Source organism: Nannocystis sp. (assembly GCF_016714285.1).
Lineage (GTDB): Bacteria > Myxococcota_A > Polyangia > Nannocystales > Nannocystaceae > Nannocystis.
The window spans coordinates 467,158-484,599 of record NZ_JADJNN010000004.1; the positions used below are offsets into that span (position 1 = coordinate 467,158).

Annotated in this window: 14 protein-coding genes and 1 pseudogene; 11 read left to right on the top strand and 4 right to left on the bottom strand. The window is 71.9% G+C overall.

The window, feature by feature from the left end; all coding sequences use genetic code 11:
- Positions 1-5 precede the first annotated feature (5 nt).
- Complete coding sequence (locus tag IPJ59_RS12945) at positions 6-3,710, top strand: WD40 repeat domain-containing serine/threonine protein kinase (protein ID WP_293271882.1); 3,705 nt, start codon at positions 6-8, stop codon at positions 3,708-3,710.
- 16 nt (positions 3,711-3,726) lie between these two features.
- Here the strand turns inward: IPJ59_RS12945 and IPJ59_RS12950 are convergent, their stop codons facing one another.
- Both IPJ59_RS12950 and IPJ59_RS12955 read right to left on the bottom strand, forming a co-directional pair.
- Positions 3,727-6,480: a valine--tRNA ligase gene (locus IPJ59_RS12950; protein WP_293271883.1), complete on the bottom strand. Its 2,754-nt coding sequence runs from the start codon at positions 6,478-6,480 to the stop codon at positions 3,727-3,729.
- A gap of 152 nt (positions 6,481-6,632) precedes the next feature.
- Positions 6,633-7,502 (bottom strand): response regulator transcription factor, encoded by an 870-nt coding sequence (locus IPJ59_RS12955; protein WP_293255270.1) that lies wholly within the window; start codon positions 7,500-7,502, stop codon positions 6,633-6,635.
- Positions 7,503-7,591: 89 nt separating this feature from the next.
- Between IPJ59_RS12955 and IPJ59_RS12960 the strand changes: the two genes are divergently transcribed.
- Positions 7,592-8,371, top strand: a complete 780-nt coding sequence (locus tag IPJ59_RS12960; RefSeq protein ID WP_293255267.1) for a hypothetical protein — start codon at positions 7,592-7,594, stop codon at positions 8,369-8,371.
- An 87-nt stretch (positions 8,372-8,458) separates the two neighbouring features.
- Positions 8,459-9,085, top strand: a complete 627-nt coding sequence (locus IPJ59_RS12965; protein WP_293255264.1) for a type II secretion system protein — start codon at positions 8,459-8,461, stop codon at positions 9,083-9,085.
- 245 nt (positions 9,086-9,330) lie between these two features.
- Here IPJ59_RS12965 and IPJ59_RS12970 read toward each other — a convergent pair.
- A pseudogene (locus IPJ59_RS12970) lies at positions 9,331-11,043 on the bottom strand (30S ribosomal protein S1); the annotation flags it as partial.
- Positions 11,044-11,184: 141 nt separating this feature from the next.
- Positions 11,185-12,051: a (d)CMP kinase gene (cmk, locus tag IPJ59_RS12975; RefSeq protein WP_293271884.1), complete on the bottom strand. Its 867-nt coding sequence runs from the start codon at positions 12,049-12,051 to the stop codon at positions 11,185-11,187.
- A 120-nt stretch (positions 12,052-12,171) separates the two neighbouring features.
- On the opposite strand from cmk, the gene IPJ59_RS12980 reads away from it, so the two are divergent.
- The 8 genes from IPJ59_RS12980 (at position 12,172) to IPJ59_RS13015 (ending at position 17,426) form a co-directional block, all read left to right on the top strand.
- On the top strand, positions 12,172-12,360 hold the full coding sequence (locus IPJ59_RS12980) for a DUF4266 domain-containing protein (RefSeq protein WP_293255252.1): 189 nt from the start codon (positions 12,172-12,174) through the stop codon (positions 12,358-12,360).
- 41 nt (positions 12,361-12,401) lie between these two features.
- On the top strand, positions 12,402-13,499 hold the full coding sequence (locus tag IPJ59_RS12985) for a DUF3570 domain-containing protein (protein ID WP_293255249.1): 1,098 nt from the start codon (positions 12,402-12,404) through the stop codon (positions 13,497-13,499).
- Positions 13,500-13,581: 82 nt separating this feature from the next.
- Positions 13,582-14,028, top strand: coding sequence for a roadblock/LC7 domain-containing protein (locus IPJ59_RS12990; protein WP_293255246.1), 447 nt, complete (start codon positions 13,582-13,584; stop codon positions 14,026-14,028).
- A gap of 139 nt (positions 14,029-14,167) precedes the next feature.
- Entirely contained in the window at positions 14,168-14,482 is a 315-nt protein-coding gene (locus IPJ59_RS12995) for a YfhL family 4Fe-4S dicluster ferredoxin (RefSeq protein WP_293255243.1), read from the top strand.
- Between the two features lie 34 nt (positions 14,483-14,516).
- Entirely contained in the window at positions 14,517-15,587 is a 1,071-nt protein-coding gene (locus IPJ59_RS13000) for a lysylphosphatidylglycerol synthase transmembrane domain-containing protein (RefSeq protein ID WP_293271885.1), read from the top strand.
- 40 nt (positions 15,588-15,627) lie between these two features.
- Positions 15,628-16,131, top strand: a complete 504-nt coding sequence (locus IPJ59_RS13005; RefSeq protein ID WP_293255237.1) for a hypothetical protein — start codon at positions 15,628-15,630, stop codon at positions 16,129-16,131.
- Positions 16,128-16,925: an enoyl-CoA hydratase/isomerase family protein gene (locus IPJ59_RS13010; protein ID WP_293255234.1), complete on the top strand. Its 798-nt coding sequence runs from the start codon at positions 16,128-16,130 to the stop codon at positions 16,923-16,925. Before IPJ59_RS13005 ends, IPJ59_RS13010 begins: the two co-directional genes overlap by 4 nt.
- Positions 16,926-16,967: 42 nt before the next feature.
- Complete coding sequence (locus IPJ59_RS13015) at positions 16,968-17,426, top strand: GatB/YqeY domain-containing protein (RefSeq protein WP_293255232.1); 459 nt, start codon at positions 16,968-16,970, stop codon at positions 17,424-17,426.
- Positions 17,427-17,442: the final 16 nt, after the last annotated feature.

A 17,442-nucleotide genomic window follows, 5' to 3' on the forward strand; every position in this document is an offset into this window, starting at 1 on the left:
AAGTCATGTCGCTCCCAGGTCGCGTGTCTATCGGCGACGGCCTGGACGCCGGCCTGGGCGACGGTCAGGCCACTGGCCTCGGCACCGGCCTGGGCGACGGCCTGGCCACGCGGGACACGCTGCCGAGCCCCGAGCTCGAGCACGCGACCCCACCCGCGACATTGCCAGGCGACGACGACCTGTCCCCGGGGACAGATGAGTCCGCGCGCCTGCCGATCACCGGCCGCGGCAGCTACGAGATCGCCGGCAAGTTCGCCCAGGGCGGCATCGGACGGATCCTCCGCGCCCACGACCCGGTGCTCGGCCGCACCGTCGCGCTCAAGGAGCTGCTGGTCGCCGGGCGCCGCACCGACGAGCGTCGCTTCGTCCGCGAGGTGCTGTTGACGGCGCGCCTGCAGCACCCCGGCATCGTGCCCGTGTACGCCGCCGGACGCTGGCCCTCGGGCGAGCCCTTCTACGCGATGAAGCTGGTCTCGGGCCGCTCCTTCGACCGCGTCATCGCCGAGGCGCACGACCTCCCGGCCCGGCTCGCGCTGCTGCCCCACGTGCTGGCGATCGCCGAGACCCTCGCCTTCGCGCACGCGCAGGGCATCATCCACCGCGACCTCAAGCCGGGCAACGTGCTGGTCGGCGAGTTCGGCGAGACCGTCGTGATCGACTGGGGCCTGGCCAAGCAGATCGACGAGCCCGACGACGAGCCGGGCGAGGCCGGGCCCGAGCCCGCGAGCGCCGGGGAGCTGACCCGCGTCGGCTCGGTGGTCGGCACCCCCGGCTTCATGTCCCCGGAGCAGGCCACCGGCGCGCCGGTCGACGCCCGCAGCGACGTCTACGCGCTCGGCGTGATCCTCTACCAGACCCTCAGCGGCAAGCTCCCGCACGACGCCGACAACGCCGCCGAGCTGCTCTACAAGGCCGTCTACGACGATCCGGTCCCGCTGCTGCGGCGCGAGCCGCAGGCGCCGGAGGAGCTCGCCGCGATCGCCGACAAGGCGATGGCCCGCGATCCCGCCGCGCGCTACCCGACCGCGAAGGCGATGGCCGACGACCTGCGCCGCTTCCAGACCGGACAGATCGTCGGCGCCCACCGCTACACCGCGTGGGAGCTGCTCCGGCGGCTGCTCCGGCGCTACCGCGCGCCGCTGGCGGTGGCCGCGGTGGCGCTGCTCATCGTGGTGATCACGGCGAGCGTCAGCTACCGCAGCGTCACGACCCAGCGCGACCTCGCCGTGATCGCTGAGCGTGAGGCCCGCGCCGCCGAAGCTGAGGCGCTGCAGGCCCGCAACGACGCCGTCACCGCGCGCAACGACGCCGTCGTGCGGGCCGACGACCTCGCGCTCGCGCAGGCCCAGCTGCGCATCGACAGCGACCCGGTGCTGGTGCTCGACCTGCTGCATCGAACCTCGCCCGGGGCCGACTGGCGGCGGATCCGTCAGATCGCCGCGGCGATCGAGCAGCGCGGCATCCCGACCGTGCTCTACGGGCACGAGGCCTCGATCAGCCGCGCCGTGTTCTCCCCCGACAGCAAGCGCCTCGCGACCACCAGCGACGACTGCACCCTGCGCGTGTGGAACCTGGCCGATCGGACATCCCGGGCCTACTTCGGCCACAGCGACGAGGTGTGGCGCGCCGCCTGGTCGCCCGACCAGCGCCGGGTCGCGACCACCAGCCGCGACGCCACCGTGCGCGTGTGGGACCTCGAGACCGGCGCGGCGCAGGTGCTGGTCGGCCACCGCTCGGGCATCCGCAACGTCTCGTTCTCGGGTGACGGGCGCACGCTCTACTCGGTCGACGACAGCCGCGGCCTGTTTCGCTGGGACCTCGCCAGCGGCACCAGCGAGGTCCTCGATCGTTGCATCGGCAGCGCCTTCCCGTGGGACGAGCGCCAGATCTCGTGCATCGCCGAGGACCCGAGCGAGGTGCACGTGCACGACCTGCGCAGCGGCAAGCTCGAGCGCTACCGCAGCGACGGCCCGCCGCTGGGTCGCATCGGCGCGACCTCGCCGGACGGCCGCTGGATCGCCGCCGGCGGCGCGCACGATGCGACCGTGCTCCTGTGGGACCGGCACAGCGGCGCGGCGCGGCGGCTCTCGATGCCGACGGTGGTCCCGGGCGAGCCGCGAGAGATCCGCTTCTCCGCGGATTCCCGGCGCATGCTCGTGCCCACCGCCCAGACGGTGCTCGCTGTCCACGATCTGGTGGCCGACACCGTCGTCGAGCTGCAGCCACACAAGGGCTACACCCGCCGCGCCGTGTTCTCACCGGATGGCGCCCAGATCGCCTCCGTGGGCGGCGACATCGGGGTCAAGCTCTCCGACCCCGACAAGCTCGACGAGCGCAGCCTCGCGGGCGCCCAGGCGCTCATGATCGACGTCCAATTCTCGCGCGATGGCACCTACCTCGCCACCGCCGGCAATGATCCGCGGGTGTTCCTGTGGACCGCGAGCGAGCAGCGCGGCGATCGCTGGCGCATGCCGGGCGGCGCGGAGGCCGTGCGCCTCGCCGACGCGCCTGCGGCCGACGAGGTCCTGATCAACCGCGGTGAGGCCCTCGTCGTGCTCGACACGGCGACGCTCCAGGCCCGCCTGCAGCTCAAGCTTTCGGGCGCCCTCGACGACCTCGCGCTGGCGCCCGACGCGAGCGTGGCGATCGGCCGCCGCGGCCTCGAGTTGTCCGCCTGGGACGCCCGCAGCGGCGCCCTGTTGCACAGCTACCGCGTCCCGCCGAGCGACGGCCTCTGCCACCTCGGCCGCGGCCTGCCGGACCCGTTGCAGGTGCTGCTCATCTGCGCCGAGGGCGTCCACACCGTCGATCTCCGCGATGGTACACGCGTCGATCTGGTGGCCGCGCTCGCGGCCCGAGCCGCCTTCGTGGCGACCAGCGGCGAGCTGGTGATCGGCGGCAAGGCGGGGCGCCTGGTGGTCCGAACGCCCCGGGGCGGCCCCATGCGGGAGATCCACAACTACCACGGCCCCGTGCACACGATCGTGGCGGTGCCCGGGCAGCGCCAGGTCGTCGTCAGCAGCGATCGCATCGCCGAGGTGTGGGACCTTGAGCAAGGGCGCCGCTGGCCGCTGCCCGGGCATTCCCTCAACCTCAGCGTGATCGCCGTCTCCGGCGACGGCCGGCGGGTCGCCACGATCAGCCGCGACAACCTGGTCCGCGTGTTCGAGCGCGAGACCGGCGCCCTGCAGCAGACCCTCGCGCCGCGGGTGCCGCTCGGCAACATCGCCAGCCTGTCGCCGGACGGCGAGCGCCTGGTCATCAGCACCCACGACCATCGCCTGCTGCTGTGGGACCTCGCCGCCGGGCCCGAGGCGCTGCTCGAGCCGCGCGAGCTCGCGGGTCACCGCGCACAGGTGTTCGTGCTGCGCTTCGCGGCCGACGGCGCCAGCGTGATCTCGGTCGACTTCGACGGGCGGGCGATCCGCTGGGCCGACGACCTCCCGCGCGACCGCGAGGGCGTGCGCCGCTGGGTCGCCGGGCGCCACGACCCGCGCATCACAAGGCCGACCAGCCGCAACGGCTGCACGCCGGCGCCCGATGACCTGTCCTCGGGGACAGCCCCCGCGCCGACGCCGGACGACCTGTCCCGAGCGACAGCCCCCGCGCCGACGCCGAGCGACCTGTCCCGAGAGACAGCCCCCGCGCCGACGCCGGACGACCTGTCCTCCGGGACAGCCCCACCCCGTGCGGATGGTCCGGCGCCCTGAACTTCCGCGGCCGCGCTCAGCCGCCGAGGCGCGCGCGCGTGCGCCCCAGCTTCTCGATGTCGACGCGGATCTCGGCGAGGCGGGCCTCGTCCTTGGCGATCACCTCGGGCGGGGCCTTGGCGCGGAAGCCGGCGTTGTCCAGCTTCCTGGCCAGGCTATCGCCCTCCTTGCCCAGCTTCTCGAGGTCCTTGCCGATGCGCACGCGCTCGGCCGCGAGGTCGACCAGGCCGATGAGCGGCAGCACGACCTCGACGCCGCGGACCACCGCGCTGCCCGACTCGCGCGGCACCTCGGCGGCCTCGACCACGCGCAGCGACTGCAGGCGGGCGAGGTGGACCACGCAGGCCTGCATGCGCAGCACCCGGGCCTGCGCGGCCGGGTCCTCGGCGCGCAGCAGGATCTCGACCCGCTGCGCCGGCGGCAGCTTGAACTCGGCCTTGAGCATGCGGGTCGCGGTGACCACCTCGATGATCGCCGCCATGTCCTCGCGGGCCGCCTGCACGCCGCTGTCAGCCAGCAGCGCGCCCGCGCCGGGCACCGGCCCGGCCATGGTCAGCGGCGCCCCGGCGGCGTCGCGCGTCAGGACCCGCGGGTAGGCGGCGAGCATCAGGCTGTCGCCCTCGCCGGCCGGCCGCGGCAGCGTCTGCCACAGCGCCTCGCTGATGAACGGCGTGATCGGGTGCAGCGTGCGCAGCACCAGGTCGAACACGGTGGCCAGGGTGCCCTGGGCGGCGCGGCGCAGCGGATCGGCCGCGTCGCCGCGCAGGCTCAGCTTGGCCGCCTCAAGGTACCAGTCGCATAGCTCGTACCACACGAACTGGTAGATCGCGTGGGCCGCGAGATCGAGGCGGTAGCTGGCCAGCAGCTCGCCGACCTGGATCGCCGTCTCGAGCGCGCGCGCGAGGATCCAGCGGTCGGCGGTGGCCAGCGCCGAGACGTCGCCCCGATCGATCACCGCTGCACGCCAGCTAGCCAGCTCGGCCGCGTCGAAGTCCTCGAGGTTCATGCCCGCGAAGCGGACCGCGTTCCACAGCTTGTTGCAGAAGTTGCGGTAGCCCTCGACGCGCGCCCGGCTAAAGATGATGCCCTGGTCCTGCCCGGCCATCGTCGCCAGGTAGAAGCGCAGCGAGTCGGCGCCGTACTGATCAATCAGCTCGATCGGGTCGACGACGTTGCCGCGCGTCTTCGACATCTTCTTGCCGTCCTCGCCGAGCACCATGCTGTGCAGGAACACGGTCTTGAACGGCACCTCGCCGGTGAAGTGCAGGCCGAGCATCATCATGCGAGCGACCCAGAAGAACAGGATGTCCCAGCCGGTCTCCATCAGGTCGGTCGGGTAGAAGCGCTGCAGGTCGGCGGTCTTCTCCGGCCAGCCGAGCGTGGTGAGCGGCCACAGGCCCGACGAGAACCAGGTGTCGAGCACGTCGTTGTCCTGCGCGATCGCGGCCGAGCCGCAGTGCTGGCATGCGCTCGGGTCCTCGCGGCCGACCGTGATGCCCTTGCACGCCGCGCAGTGCCACGCCGGGACGCGGTGGCCCCACCACAGCTGACGCGAGATGCACCAGTCCTGGATGCTCTCCATCCAGCGGTAGTAGTCGGCCGTGCGGTGCTCCGGGAGGATCCGCGTGCGCCCGTCCTTCACCGCCGCCAGCGCCTTCGCGGCCAGCGGCGCGGTGCTCACGAACCACTGGTCCGAGGGCAGCGGCTCGCAGACCACGCCGGTGCGCTGCGACACGCCGAGGTTCAGCTTGTGCGGCTCCACCTTCACCAGCGCCCCGGCGGCCTCGAGCGCCGCGACCACGGCGGTGCGCGCCGCGGCCACGGAGAGCCCGCGGAACGCCTCCGGCGCGTTCGCGTTCATGTTGCCGTCGAAGCCGATGACCGTGATCACCGCCAACTCGTGGCGCTTGCCGGTCTTGAAGTCGTTGAAGTCGTGGGCCGGCGTGACCTTCACCGCGCCTGTCCCGAAGGTCATGTCGACCAGGATCGCGTCGCCCACGATCGGCACCCGCCGACCGGTCAGGGGCAGGATCACGTGGCGGCCGATCAGGTGCTGGTAGCGCGGGTCGTCCGGGTGCACGGCCACGCCGCTGTCGCCGAGCATCGTCTCCGGGCGCGTGGTCGCGACCACCAGCCGCTCGTCGCTGCCCTCGACCGGGTAGGCGAGGTGCCACAGGAAGCCGTCGACCTCCTTGTGCTCCACCTCGAGGTCGCTGAGCGCCGTCTGGCTCGCGTGGTCCCAATTGATCAGGCGGTAGGCGCGGTAGATGAGGCCGTCCTCGTGCAGGCGACAGAACGCCTCGCGGACCGCCCGCGACGACACCTCGTCCATCGTGAAGCGGTCGCGCGACCAGTCGAGCGAGGCCCCGAGCGCCGCGTGCTGGGTGTCGATGATCCCGCCGTGGCGCTCCTTCCACTGCCAGGTGCGGGCCAGGAACGCCTCGCGGCCGATGCCCTGGCGCGTCTTGCCCTCCTTCGCCAGGTCGCGCTCGACCATCACCTGCGTGGCGATGCCGGCGTGGTCGGTGCCCGGCAGCCACAGGGCCGCGTCGCCGGCCATACGGTGCCAGCGGACGTACGCGTCCTCGATCGTCGCCGTCAACGCGTGGCCCATGTGCAGGCGCCCGGTGACGTTGGGCGGCGGCAGGACCACGGTGAAGGTCGGCTGACCCGCGTCCGCGGCGGGCTTGAACTGACCGGCGTCGCGCCAGCCCTCGTACAGTCGAGTCTCGACCGCCTTGGGATCGTAGACAGTGCGGAGCGGTTCCATGCGCATTCCTCGAGCGTTCTTTATCAGGGCCGAAGGCCAAAAAAAATACAGGACGCCAGGCCTCGTCGACCCGCGTCCCGTACGTGCAGCAGCAATGAAGGCGGCTCTCGCCTCGCCCCTGCGGCGAGCCTGAGGCGGCCCAGCGCCGAGCGCTACGCCTTGCTCTTCAACGCCTGCTCGGCCAGGTCGGGGACAACCTCCCACACGACCTGCTCGACGACATCACGACTGAGGGCGAGGAGCGCCTCGACGGCCCGCGGGTCGAGACCCGAGGCGGCACCACCCGCGGCTTGCAGGCGCTTGAGCATGCCCGGGGTGGCCGAGCCGGCAGAGGTGAAGGGGATCGGGACAGCGATCGGGATCTTGTTGGCCATGTCTTCCACCGAGGTGAAGGCTGCGGGCAGGCGCGAACCCTGACCGGAATGCGAGGGTGCGACGGAGGCGGCGGCCGGCTTGGCCGGGGAAGTGGGTGCGAGCTTGGGGATCGGCGCCGCGACGGGCTGGGCCGGACGCACGGCCTGAGCCGGCTGCGCGGGCTGGGCCGCTGCCACTGGCGGAGCCGCGATCGGAGCCGCGACGGGCCGCGCCTGCGGGGTCGCGGCGGCGGCAGCGGGCTGGCGCGCGGGCGCGGCCTTGCTGACGACCGCCTTGCCGGACACCAGCGCGTTGACCTTCTCCATCAGCTCCTGCGTGTCGAAGGGCTTGGTCATCGCACCGTTGGCGCCGCTGGCCTGGACCTGGGCCTCGTCGATGCCGGTCTGGTTCGAGACCAGGATGAGCACCGGGATGTGGGCCGTCTCGGGATCGGCGCGCAGCTGGCGGGCGACCTCGTAACCGGACGGCTCCCCGGCCGCGAGCACCGAATCGACGATCAGCACGTCGGCCGGCATCTGCTTGGCGCGCGCGACGGCCTCCGACCCCTTGCTCACGGCGACCACTTCGCAGTCCTCGGCCGCGAAGGTGATCTTGATGGCCAGGCGCATGGTCTTGCTGTCGTCGATCGCTAGGATCTTGGTCGGCATCGAGGCTCCTTCGAGGCAGCAGGGGTACCATGGAGCCCATGATGGGGTCAACGAAACCAGTGCCCGCGGGCCGGCACGATCCCGCCAAAGTGCCGATCCAGGCCGCCCATGGGCCCCCGGGCGCGCGCGAGCCGGGTGTTAGCGCGACCTGGTGGGGCGGCCCACAGCGCGCCGGCAACCCCTCCGATCGCCTCTCCGGGCTCGCCCAGGCGCTGGTCGGCGAGGCCCTGCTGCGTCACGTGCCCGGCCGCCGCGTCCTCGACCTCGGCAAGGGCTCGCCGGAGATCGCCCACTGGGTTCGTCCGCTCTGCGCCTCGCTCGACAGCGTCGACCTCGGCCTGTGCACCACCGACGCCGGTGAGATCCGGCTGCCGCAGCAGGGCGCGCGCTACGACGTGGTCTACGCCCTGCGAACCGTGGCCCACCTCGGCCACGACGAGGCCTCCTCCGATCTCGGGGTCCGCAGCCTGCTCGCCGAGGCCGCGCGGGTGGTCGTCCCGGGCGGCGTGGTCCTCGTCGACATCAACAACCCCCGCAGCCTGCGCGGCTTCTTCTACGGCATCCGCCATCCGATCACCGTGGTCGCCACCGGCGGCGTCGTCGCCGACGAGCAGCGCCGCGTGACTCGCCACGACACCCTCGCTCGCCTGCTCCGCATCGCCCCGGCGTGCCTCGATGTGGTCGCCGTCTACGGCGTCCGCGTGCTCGTCCCGATCGCCCGCGCCCTGCGGATCCCGGTGCTCGGCCGCCTGCTCGCGGCGGGCGAGTGGTGGGCCCGCGACAGCTTCCTCCGCGGCTTCGGGGCCCACCTCCTGGTCGTGCTGCGCAAGGACGAGGACGCCGACCGACCCCCGCGTCCCGGCGCGTAATCAAGCGACCTACATGGCCTCACTGTACAGGCAGGATCCTTGCGCCACGGCCCACAGTAGACGAAGTTCAGGATCCGTTTACCTAGGATGCCCTCCCACCTCCCACGCCGAAGCTCCCGCGGCCTCTCGCACCTCGAGCTGCTGATCGTGCTGGCGATCCTCGGCATCCTCGCGGTGCTCGCGGTCGGTGAGCTGACGACGCTGTCGCGTCGCAGCAAGACGGAGGAGGCGGTGCGTGGGCTCGCCGACATGTTCAACGGCGTCGCCGCCTACTTCAACGAGCTGCGCCCCGACTACGGCGTCGCCGCCGGCCTGCCGCCGCACCGCTGCCCCCACCCCGAGGGTGCGCCCTTCGCCGGCGAGCAGGCCCCGACCCCCGCGCTCGCGCTCGCCTGCGCCGACGGCCCGAGCGGGCGCTGCACCCCGCGTCAAGGCGCCGACGCGCCCGGCACCTACGAGCTGTCCGAATGGACAGCCGACCCGGTGTGGCAGGGCATCGGCTTCCGCCACACCGGCGGCCACTACTTCCACTACAGCTACAGCTTCCGCAACATCATCACGCCCGACGGCCACGGCGCCTGCGACTTCACCGTGCGCGCCACCGCCGACCTCGACGGCGACGGCATCTGGTCGGTGTACGAGCGCAGCGGCCACGCCGACATCAGCGGCGTGAAGGCCGAGGCGGGCCTGCGGATCACAAACCCGCTCGAGTAGCTCAGCCGAGCCAAGCAGCGACAGCGCGAGCGCACGGCTCCGATCCCGACCCACGCTTGCCTATCCGGCAAGAACAATCGGGACGCTCCCACCTTCCTCTCACCGAACAAAAAAGGGGCCCCGCATCGCGGAGCCCCCCTTGTTCACCGGCCGGCGTTCACCGGCCGGCGTTCACCGGCCGGCGTTCACCGGCCGGCGTTCACCGGCCGGCGTTCACCGGCCGGCGTTCACCGGCCGCTGCGGCCTTAGCTGCGGTCCTTGAAGCGACCGGCGAACACGTCGCCGAGGGTCGCACCCGCCTCGGAGGCGTTGGTGAAGCCCTGGGCGTCGGCGAGGTCGTCCTGACGGCGAGCCGACTTGATCGACAGACCGATCTTGCGCTCCTGCGGGTCCATCTGGATGATCTCGGCGCGAGCCTTCTGGCCCGGCTCGAGGTGCGTACGCGGGTCCTCGACGCGCTCCTCGGAGATCTCCGAGATGTGGATGAGACCCTCGATGCCGGGCTCGAGCTCGGCGAAGGCGCCGAAGTCGGTCAGCTTGAGGATCTTGACCTCGACGATCTTCCCGATCGGGAAGTCGTACGGGATGCGGTCCCACGGGTCCTGCGCGAGCTGCTTGAGGCCGAGGCTGATCTTCGGCTTCTCGCCCGTGTTGTCGATGTTGAGGACCATCGCACGGACCTTGTCGCCCTTCTTGAACAGCTCCGACGGGTGGCGCACGCGCTGCGTCCACGACAGGTCGGTGATGTGCACCAGACCGTCTATACCGGGCTCGAGCTCCACGAACACGCCGAAGTCGGCGATGTTGCGGATGACGCCCTCGACCACCGCGCCGGGCGGGTAGGTCTCGAGCACCTTGTCATACGGGTTCTCCTCGAGCTGCTTCATGCCGAGGGAGATGCGGTTCTGCGACACGTCGATGTCGAGGACGACCGCGCGGACCTCGTCGCCGATCTTGAGGATCTGCTTCGGGTTCTTGATCTGGCGCGTCCACGACATCTCGGAGACGTGCACCAGGCCCTCGATGCCCTCCTCGAGCTCGACGAAGGCGCCGTAGTCCTTGATCGACACGACCTTGCCCTCGACGACGGTGCCGGGGATGTAGCGGGTCTCCGCGTTGACCCACGGGTCCGCGGTGATCTGCTTCAGGCCCAGCGAGACGCGCTCGGAGTCGCTGTTGAACTTGAGGACCTTGACCTTGACCTTGTCGCCGACCTGGAACAGCTCCGACGGGTGGTTCACGCGGCCCCACGACATGTCCGTGATGTGGAGCAGGCCGTCGATGCCGCCGAGGTCGATGAAGGCGCCGTAGTCGGTCAGGTTCTTGACCACGCCCTCGACGATCTGGTCCTCCTGGAGGCGATTGAGCGTGTCGCTCTTCAAGTTGGCGCGCTCGGCCTCGAGCAGCACCCGGCGGCTCAGCACGATGTTGCCGCGCTTCTTGTTGAACTTGATGATCTTGAAGCTGAACTCTTTGTTGATGAAGGTGTCGAGGTTGCGGACCGGGCGCAGGTCGACCTGCGAGCCGGGCAGGAAGGCCTTGACGCCGCCCTGCAGCAGGACCGCGAGGCCGCCCTTCACGCGCGCCTGGATGATGCCGTTGACCAGACCCTCGGCCTCACAGGCGCTCTGGATCTCGTCCCACACCTTGCGCTTGCGGGCCTTGTCCTTGGACAGGATCACGAGCCCGTTGGCGTCCTCGGTGGCCTCGAGCAGCACCTCGATCTTGTCGCCGACGTGGACGTTGATGCTGCCGTCCTCCTCGGCGAACTCGCGCAGCGGCACCTGGCCCTCGGCCTTGCAGCCGACGTCGACCACCGCGTAGTCGCCGATGATGTCGACCACCGTGCCGGTGACGATGCTGCCCTCACGGATCTCGCCGTTCTCGAGGGTGTTCTTCTCAAAAAGCGCGGCGAAGTCGTCGTCGTCCGCGGAAAAATTCTGTTGTTGTTGCATGTTGGAGTTTGGGTTCTTTCTCGTGGAGTCCCAGGCGGACGCGGTGACGACGAGCCGCCAGCGGCGCCCGTCATCATCCCACCCGCAAGAGCGCGGGGACCGTAGGGCCCTTCCCAAAAAAGGTCAACCGACCTTCCACGGGCCCTACGCTGGGCTTTGGCCCGGCCTCGACCTGGTCGCGAGCCTGGCCTTCGGCCCGGCCTCAGCCTGGCGGCGCCCGATCTCGGCCACGATGGCGTGGACCACCGCGTCGAGGTCCTTGCCAGTCGAGTCGACGAGGACCGCGTCGGCGGCCTGGACCAGCGGCGCCGCCTCCCGGCTCTGGTCGCGCTCGTCGCGGCTCTGGAGGTCGCGCAGGACCTGCTCGAGCGGCAGCTCGCGGCCCTGCTCGCGCTGCTCGTGCTGGCGACGCGCGGCCCGGACGCGGTCGTCGGCCGTGAGGAAGAATTTGAAGGCGGCGTCGGGGAACACCACCGTCCCGAGGTCGCGACCCTCGGCGACGCAGCCCCGCGCGCCGAGCTGGCGCTGGATGCCCAGGAGTCCCTCGCGCACCGCCGGGTGGGCCGACACCTGCGAGGCGCCGTCGGAGATCTCCGGCGTGCGGATCGCGGCGGTGACATCACGACCGGCGAGCAGGACCCGCTGCGCCGCGCCAGGCGCGTGCGCCGGCACGAAGCGGATCCCCGGCGTCGCCGCCTCCGCGGTGATATTTGCGTCCGAGGCCGCGTTTGCGTCCGAGCTCACGGCTGCGTCCGAAGCCGCGTTCGCGTCCGAAGCCGCGTTTGCGTCCGAAGCCGCGTTCGCGTCCGAGGCCAGCTCCGTCGTGAGCCTGGCCAGCCCGCTCGCGTCGGACCAGGCCACCCCGCGCTCCCTGGCGAACAGCGCGAGCGCGCGATAGATCGCCCCCGTGTCGAGCACCGGCAGGCCGTACCGTTCGGCCAGGCGGCGCGCCACGGTGCTCTTGCCCGCGCCCGCCGGCCCGTCGATCACGATGAGCAGACCGCCCGCCATCCGCAGGGCCTTAGACCACAACGCCCGCCCCGCGACAAGGCCCGCCGACCCCCTTGTGGGAACTCGCCGCCTGCGGCAGCTTTCTCGCCCATGTCGACGGCCCGCAGAACGATACTCACCGTGGCTGTGGCCGCCTTCATGGCCGGCTGCGCCACCGTCAAGCCCTCCGAGCGCGAGGTCCTCAGTCGACCCGAGATGAACCCGGCCAGCGAGGGCCTGGAGGAGCAGTTCCAGTCGCACGTGGAGTCGGCCCGCGAAGGTGGCATGGGCGGGCACGGCGCGGCGGGTGGCGGATGCGGCTGCGGCTGACCACGCCGACGCGCCGTGTACGCGGCCGCAGGCTCGCGGGGGTGGGCTGCGCACTGGGCCTCGGCGCCGCCGTGCTGCTGTCGGCGCGCCCGCTGGTCGCCGAGGACCGCATCGTCCTGCGCGGCAACTACTACCGCGAGCAGTCGACGCGGGTCCTCGCGCCGGTCGTCTACATCGAGAAAGACCTGCCCGACGAGCGCTTCACGGTCGGCGCCGAGTACCTCCTCGACGCCGTCACCTCGGCCTCGATCGGCGCCGGCGCGGCGGCGGTGACCGGCGGCGACTATCTGTTCACCGAGTTCCGCCACGAGACCACGCTGCGCCTCGCCTCGCGCCTGCGCAATTGGAGCCTCGGCGGCTTCTTCCGCTACTCCACCGAGAGCGACTGGATCTCGCGCAGCTTCGGCCTCTCGCTCGCACGCGACGTGTTCGACCGCGCCGGCACCGTCGCGGTCAGCTACACCGGCAACTTCGACTCGGTGAACAAGATCTTCGCCGGCCGCGTGCTGCCCCACAAGTCGACCGGCGACACCAACCTCCAGCAGGTCAACTTCCTCTCGCTCGGCTACACCCACGCGCTCACCCGCCGCCTGCTCGGCGGGGTCCTGCTCGAGGGCATCATCGCCACGGGCCCGCAGGACAACCCCTACCGCCAGGTCCGCGACGGCCTGCCCGAGACCCACCCGCTGCTGCGCCACCGCGGAGCCATCAGCGGCTTCCTGCGCTTCGCCGTGCCGCGCACCCCGCTGGTGCTCGAGCCGCGTTACCGCCTCTACGGCGACGACTGGGGCATCGTCGCCCATGGCCTCGACCTGCGGGCCCACGTCCGCTTCCTCAAGCGCGTCGTCCTGCGCGCCCGCTACCGCTACTACACCCAGAGCGGCGCGTCCTTCTGGGCCGCGGACGGCTACTACGGCCCCGACGTCGCCTACCGCACCGCCGACCCGAAGATGAGCAAGTTCCACTCGCACACCCCCGGCGCCGAGCTGGTGCTCGAGCTCGACGGCCTCGCAAGCCGCGTCCGCGGCCTGCGCTGGCTGCAAGGCGCGTGGGTCTCCGCGACCTACAATCACATCTTCCAGACCAACCGCTTCGGCAACGCCCGCCTCGGCAGCCTCGCCTTCTCCGTGCCCTTCTGATCGCTCACCGAACAACTCGCCTCGTTGCCCGCCTCGTTGGCCGCCTCTTCACCCGCCTCTGCTCTTGGCTGTCCTTTCGGTCATGTCTCAACCACCCGCCGACCCGAGCCCCGAAGCACCGCGAGCCCGCGACGGCGAGCCGCTTTTCGCGGGCTTTAGCGAGTTCGGCGAGGTGCTGGCGGCCTACGTCGACCGTGAGCCAGCGGCCCGCGGCGCGATCCTCACGGACGCCGAGGGCGACCCCGTCGACTTCGCCCACCGCCCGGCCGAGGTCTCGGCCCTCGACCTGCAGATCGTCGGCGCGCAGATCGAGCAGACCACCCTCCGCGCCCAGGCGTGGTGCAGCTTTCGCGGCCTCGGACGCTGCGAGATCCTGATTGAGGCAAGTCACGGCATCGTGCTCAGCACCTCACCAGGCGCCGGCTGCGTGCTCTCCAGCCTGCAGCGCCCCACCCGCGACGCCGACCCCGAGCGCCTGCTCGCCAGCTTCGCCGCGCTGCGTCGCCGCGTGGCCGATCTGATCGCGTGACCTTGCGGAGCGCATGGACATCAGCGCCGCGCTGGTCTAGAAGTGCCGACCTTCGCGGCGGGCCGGCGAACTTGACCTACAGGCAGGTTTCCCTAGACTCGTCCGCGGCTAGCAACGGTCAAGGAGCCCGTCCGACCCCATGGCAACCCATATCACCGAAGAGTGCATCAATTGTGGCGCGTGTGAGCCGGAGTGTCCCAACGAGGCCATCTCCGAGGGCGAAGACACCTACGTGATCAACCCGAGCCTGTGCACCGAGTGCGTCGGTTTCCACGGCTACGAGGCCTGCCAGGCCGTGTGTCCGGTCGAGTGCTGCCTCCCCGACCCGAAGATCGTCGAGGCGGAGGAGCTCCTGCTCGAGCGCGCCCGGGAGCTGCACAAGGACAAGAGCTTCCCGGCCGTCGACAAGCTCACCGAGGACCTCAGCCACTTCCGCAAGAAGAGCAAGGGATAGGCCCGCAGGTCCGCGTCGCGCGAGCACCCTGCTGATGGTCGCCGCGCCCGACCCCGTACTCGCCAGTCCCGGGCGAAGCCCCGCCGCCTCTCCGCGGCTCGGGCTTCGCCTCGTTTTTTCGCTGCTGATCACCGCGGTGATCGTCGTCCTCGTCAGCCGCCGCGTCGACGCCATCCCCGACGACCTGCGCGTCCCGCTGTGGGTCGTGCCGACCTACCTGGGCACCCTGCTCCTCTACTTCGTCGCCCGCGCCGGCCGCTGGTGGTTCTTGGTCCGCCCGCTCGGCGCCGTGCCGCCAGCCACCGTGCTGGCGATCGCCTGCGCCGGCTTCCTGTGGATCTTGCTGCTCCCGTGGCGGCTCGGGGAGTTCGTGCGCCCGCTGCTGCTCGCGCGTGGCTCGACGATCCCCTTCAGCCAGGCGCTCGGCACCGTCGCGCTCGAGCGCGTCGTCGACGGCCTGCTCGTGTGCGGCATGTTCTTCGCAGCCACCGCCGCCCTGCCCGCCGCGCCCGCGCTCGCCACCCTCTACACCGCCTGCCTCGGCGTCGCCGCCCTGTTCGGCGCGGCCCTGCTGGTCCTGCTCGCGCTCGCCATCTGGCCGCGAGCCGCCGGCGAGCTGGTCCGCCGCAGCCTCGGCCGCCTCGCCCCCGGGCTCGCCGAGCGCCTCGCCGGGCTCGCCCGCGGGGTCGCCGAGGGCCTCGCCGCCCTGCCCTCCGCCCGTCCGCTGCTGCTCTTCATCCTCTTGACCCTGGCCTACTGGGCCGCCAACGCGCTCGGCATGTGGCTGCTCGCCGTCGGCTGCGGCGTGCCGCTCGGCCTCGCCGAGACCTTCGCCGTGCTCGCCGTCCTGAACCTCACCCTGCTGGTCCCCGGCCCGCCGGCGCACCTCGGCACCTTCCAGCTCGGCGTGCTCGGTGGCCTCGCCCTGTTCCTCCCGCCCGGGCTGATCGCCGACCGCGGGGCCGTGTTCGCGTTCTATCTCTACGTCTGCCAGCTGGCCTTGATCGTCGCGCTCGGCCTGGTCGCCAGCCTGCGCCTGCGCTGGGGCTGGCGCGAGACCCTGGCCCACCTCCGCGGCGCTCCGCTGCACGGCCCCGCCGCATGAGCCACGCCGCATGAGCCGCGCCGCTGCTACAGTGCGCCCCATGTCGATCCGCGTCTCCGCCCTCGTGCTCTGCGGACTGGTCGCCTGCAGCGGCCCCGCCCAGCCCGCGCCCGCCGCGACCTCCGCCACGCCGACGAGTCCCGCCACGCCCCCGGCCGCGCCCCCGCCGGCCAACGACGGCAAGGTCAACCTCATGCCCGCGGTCAACAGCCCGGCCCCCGCGAAGGAGCCGCCGCTCACCCAGGAAGAGATCGACCTCATCGCCGCGGACCCGGCGACGCTCACCCCCGACATGCGGCGTCAACGGGCCTTCGCGCTGCGCCGCAAGATCCTGCAAAACCCCGACTCGCCGACCGCGCGCCAGCTCGAGGCCCTGCGCCTCGCCTACGAGCGCGGCGAGCTGCAGCCCCAGCTGCCCGACAGCAGCAAGTCCGCCGACACCGGCCTCACCCTGCACGCGCGCACGCCCGCGAGCACGCCCGCGCCCACGCCCACGCCCACCCCCGCGACCACGCCGACCCCCGCCCCCGCGAAGACGCCATGAGCGAGCGATCCACCGCCGACGGACGCGTGCGCGAGGAGCAGCTCGCCCCCGGCCTGCTGCGCTGGACGCTCGACCATCCGCGCAAGCGCAACGCCCTCACGCCGGCGATGCTCGCCTGGCTCGAGCGCCGCGCCGGCGAGCTGCGCGGCGAGGTCGTCCTGCTCACCGGCGAGGGCGAGCACAGCTTCTGCGCCGGCTTCGACCTCGACGCCCTCCCGCAGCAGGACCCGGGCGCCCTGGCCGAGGCGCCCGACGCCCCGCTGTTCGCCGCCACCGCGGCCCTGCGCCGCGCCGACGCCACCACCGTCGCCATCCTCCACGGCCACGTCTTCGGCGCCGGCGTCGAGCTCGCATGCAGCTGCGACCTCCGCATCGCCCGCGCCGACGCCCGCTTCGTCATCCCGGCCGCGCGCCTCGGCGTCGTCTACCACGCCGACGGCGTCGCCCTGCTGCAGCGCTGCTTCGGCGCCGCCCTGACCCAGCGCCTGCTCCTGCTCGGCGAGTCGGTCAGCGCCGACGAGGCCATGCGCGCCGGTTGCCTGCACGGCGTCCACTCGCCGCCCGATCTCGAGGGCGCCGTGATGGCCGTCGCCGACAAGCTGCGCTCGGGCGCCCCGCTGAGCCTGCAGGCCCACCGCGACCGCCTGCGCGCCCTCGCGGCCGGGCACCCCTTCACCGCCGACGACGCCCGCCGCTACGACGACGCCCGCCGGGCCGCCTATTTGAGCGACGACCACCGCGAGGGTCGACTGGCCACCCGCGAGCGCCGTCCCCCCCGCTTCACCGGCGCCTGAGGGCTGCTCGCGCCGCGGGATCTCGGCTATCGTCGCGCTCCCATGAGCACCATCAAAGAGCAGATCGAGGCCAAGCTGCGCGAGGCCCGGATCGCCCGCGACGAGCGGGCCAAGAACGTCATCGGCATGCTCAAGAGCAAGGTCCTGGTCGAGCTCAAGTCGGGCTCGGGCGCCGTCGAGAACGACGAGCTGTGGCTCGCCACCATCACCAGCTACGCCAAGCAGGTGCGCAAGGCCATCCCCGAGTACGAGAAGGCCGGCGAGCGCGGCCTCGAGATGATCGACGAGGCCCGCTTCGAGCTCGGCTTCTGCGAGCAGTTCCTCCCGCGCAAGCTCGACGCCGCCGCCACCGAGGCGATCGTCCGCGAGATCGCGGCCGCCAACGCGATCAAGGACCCGAAGATGATCGGCAAGCTGGTCGGCCTGGTCATGAAGGCCCACAAGGACGACATCGACGGCGACACCCTGCGCCAGGTCGCCCAGCGCGTGCTCGCCGAGTGAGCTGGCCCGAGAGCCA

What these genes read in the sequence shown, in the direction of transcription:
- IPJ59_RS12945 (WP_293271882.1), top strand. Translation starts at nt 6, where the DNA reads ATGTCGCTCCCAGGTCGCGTGTCTATCGGCGACGGCCTGGACGCCGGC.
- IPJ59_RS13015 (WP_293255232.1), top strand. Translation starts at nt 16,968, where the DNA reads ATGAGCACCATCAAAGAGCAGATCGAGGCCAAGCTGCGCGAGGCCCGG.
- IPJ59_RS13010 (WP_293255234.1), top strand. Translation starts at nt 16,128, where the DNA reads ATGAGCGAGCGATCCACCGCCGACGGACGCGTGCGCGAGGAGCAGCTC.
- IPJ59_RS13000 (WP_293271885.1), top strand. Translation starts at nt 14,517, where the DNA reads ATGGTCGCCGCGCCCGACCCCGTACTCGCCAGTCCCGGGCGAAGCCCC.
- cmk (WP_293271884.1), bottom strand. Translation starts at nt 12,051, where the DNA reads ATGGCGGGCGGTCTGCTCATCGTGATCGACGGGCCGGCGGGCGCGGGC.
- IPJ59_RS12955 (WP_293255270.1), bottom strand. Translation starts at nt 7,502, where the DNA reads ATGCCGACCAAGATCCTAGCGATCGACGACAGCAAGACCATGCGCCTG.
- IPJ59_RS13005 (WP_293255237.1), top strand. Translation starts at nt 15,628, where the DNA reads ATGTCGATCCGCGTCTCCGCCCTCGTGCTCTGCGGACTGGTCGCCTGC.
- IPJ59_RS12965 (WP_293255264.1), top strand. Translation starts at nt 8,459, where the DNA reads ATGCCCTCCCACCTCCCACGCCGAAGCTCCCGCGGCCTCTCGCACCTC.
- IPJ59_RS12950 (WP_293271883.1), bottom strand. Translation starts at nt 6,480, where the DNA reads ATGGAACCGCTCCGCACTGTCTACGATCCCAAGGCGGTCGAGACTCGA.
- IPJ59_RS12990 (WP_293255246.1), top strand. Translation starts at nt 13,582, where the DNA reads ATGTCTCAACCACCCGCCGACCCGAGCCCCGAAGCACCGCGAGCCCGC.
- IPJ59_RS12995 (WP_293255243.1), top strand. Translation starts at nt 14,168, where the DNA reads ATGGCAACCCATATCACCGAAGAGTGCATCAATTGTGGCGCGTGTGAG.